Annotated in this window: 3 protein-coding genes; 1 reads left to right on the forward strand and 2 read right to left on the reverse strand. The window is 70.5% G+C overall.

The genetic code is table 11. The annotated features are described in order from the left end of the window. A partial coding sequence (locus JHN63_RS50255; protein WP_307782188.1) for a 2'-5' RNA ligase family protein occupies window positions 1-269 on the reverse strand: 269 nt, incomplete at its 3' end. Between the two features lie 41 nt (window positions 270-310). Between JHN63_RS50255 and JHN63_RS50260 the strand changes: the two genes are divergently transcribed. After that, window positions 311-823 carry a GNAT family N-acetyltransferase gene (locus tag JHN63_RS50260; protein ID WP_200691818.1) on the forward strand — a complete coding sequence of 171 codons (513 nt, stop codon included), beginning with the start codon at window positions 311-313 and terminating at the stop codon, window positions 821-823. 28 nt (window positions 824-851) lie between these two features. Here the strand turns inward: JHN63_RS50260 and JHN63_RS50265 are convergent, their stop codons facing one another. Next, window positions 852-2,123, reverse strand: coding sequence for an MFS transporter (locus tag JHN63_RS50265; RefSeq protein ID WP_200691819.1), 1,272 nt, complete (start codon window positions 2,121-2,123; stop codon window positions 852-854). Window positions 2,124-2,231: the final 108 nt, after the last annotated feature.

Consider the following 2,231-nt stretch of genomic DNA (forward strand, 5'->3'; position numbering starts at 1 on the left):
CACAACGCCCGCCCCTCCCCGAACTGCCCACCTCCGCGCACCGCGAGACCGAAGGGTTCGACGCGGCGAGCGGTCCGCTCCAGATGCGCCGCCAGTTCCGGTACGGCGTCCTCGTCGACCTCGCCGTAGAACGCGAGGGTGTAGTGCCAACCCGGGCGGCCGGTCCAGCGCAGGGTGCCCGCGGTCGGCAGCGTCCTCAACTCGGCCACCACGGAGGCGAGTTCGGTTGCGATGGCCGCCGGAGGCAGCACCGCGGCGAAGAGTCTCATGCGCCTCAGCCTGCCACTGTCCGCACTGCCACCATGGAGGCATGGCTATCAGCATCAGGGACGGCGGTCCCGAGGACATCCCCGCGATACTCGGCATGCTCGACAGTGCCGTGGCCTGGCTCGTCGCGCAGGGGCGGACCGGGCAGTGGGGCAGCACACCGTGGTCGGAGAATCCGAAGGCCGTGGCGATGGTGGAGCGGTATGTGGCGGAGGGGTCGCCGTACATCGCCGAGGTCGACGGTGTGCCGGCCGGCACGCTCACCCTCACCGACTCCCCCGGGTCGTACATCGAAGCCGTCGAGGAGCCCGAGCGGTACGTCCATCTCCTCGCCTCCGACCGCCGGTTCAAGGGCCACGGCGTCGGCGGCGCGCTGCTCGCACACGCGGCGGAGGTGACGCGGCGGGCCGGGATCTCCCTGCTGCGGGTGGACTGTTACGCGGGGGACGACCGCAAGCTCGTCGCCTACTACGAGAACAACGGGTTCACGGCGACCGAGGCGTTCACGGTCGGCGAGGACAAGCGGCCGGGACAGGTGCTGGCCCGGAGGCTGTGACCCCCGGGCCGGTCACTCCGCACAACTCTCAAGCCGCCGCGGCCAGTTGCTCCCGCTCGCGGGGGACGAAGGCCACGCTCGGGTGGCCGTGGTTCCAGTCGAAGGACAGGCGGAGGTCGCCGATGCGGGCCAGGATCACGCCGATCGTGGCCGCGGCGGCGGCCGCGATGACACCGCCCAGGGCGAAGCTCACCCGGGGGCCGTAGGCATCCGTGATCCAGCCGACGATCGGTGCGCCCACCGGCGTACCGCCCATGAAGACCATCATGAACAGGGCCATGACCCGGCCGCGCATGGCCGGGTCGGTGCCCATCTGGACGGCGGTGTTGGCCGTGACGTTGACCGTCAGTCCTGCGATGCCGATCGGGATCATGAGCAGGGCGAACAGCCAGTACGAGGGGGCTACGGCTGCCACGACCTCCAGGATGCCGAAGGCCGCCGCCGCCGCGATCAGGACGCGGAGGCGGGTGGTGCCCCGGCGGGCGGCGAGCAGGGCGCCGATCAGGGAGCCGACCGCCATCAGGGTGTTGAAGAGGCTGTAGGCGCCGGCGCCCGCGTGGAAGATGTCGTCCGCGTAGGCCGAGAGCCACACCGGGAAGTTGAAGCCGAAGGTGCCGATGAAGCCGACGAGGACGATCGGCCAGATCAGGTCGGGGCGGCCGGCGACGTAGTGCAGGCCTTCACGGAGCTGGCCCTTGCCGCGCGGGGCGCGCTGGACGGCCTTCAGGTCGCGGTTGCGCATGAGGAGCAGGCCGACGAGGGGCGCCACGAACGACAGGCCGTTGAAGAGGAACGCCCAGCCGGTGCCGACGCCGGTGATCATGACGCCCGCGACGGCGGGCCCGACCAGGCGGGCGGACTGGAAGTTCGCGGAGTTGAGGCTGACCGCGTTCTGAAGCTGTTCCGGGCCGACCATCTCGGAGACGAAGGACTGGCGGGCCGGGTTGTCGACCACCGTGGCGAGGCCGACGGCGAAGGCGGCGACGTAGACGTGCCAGACCTGGACATGGCCGGAGAGCGTGAGGGCGGCGAGGGCGAGGCCGGCGAGGCCCATCGCGGACTGGGTGACGAGGAGGGTGGGGCGCTTGGGCAGCCGGTCGACGAGGACACCGCCGTAGAGCCCGAAGAGCAGCATCGGCAGGAACTGGAGAGCGGTCGTGATGCCCACGGCGGCGGAGGAGCCGGTGAGGCTGAGGACCAGCCAGTCCTGGGCGATGCGCTGCATCCAGGTGCCGGTGTTGGAGACGACCTGGCCGATGAAGAACAGGCGGTAGTTCCGGATCTTCAGCGAGCTGAACATCGAGGACTTACCGGGGGTGTCAGGGGTGGGCGGGGAGCCGGGGGTGGCTGGCGCGGGTGCGGAATCTGCTCCGGGTCCCGAATTCAAAAGTGTTGCCTCCTACATAGA

Source organism: Streptomyces sp. MBT65 (assembly GCF_016612545.1).
Lineage (GTDB): Bacteria > Actinomycetota > Actinomycetes > Streptomycetales > Streptomycetaceae > Streptomyces.

What these genes read in the sequence shown, in the direction of transcription:
- JHN63_RS50260 (WP_200691818.1), top strand. Translation starts at nt 311, where the DNA reads ATGGCTATCAGCATCAGGGACGGCGGTCCCGAGGACATCCCCGCGATA.
- JHN63_RS50265 (WP_200691819.1), bottom strand. Translation starts at nt 2,123, where the DNA reads ATGTTCAGCTCGCTGAAGATCCGGAACTACCGCCTGTTCTTCATCGGC.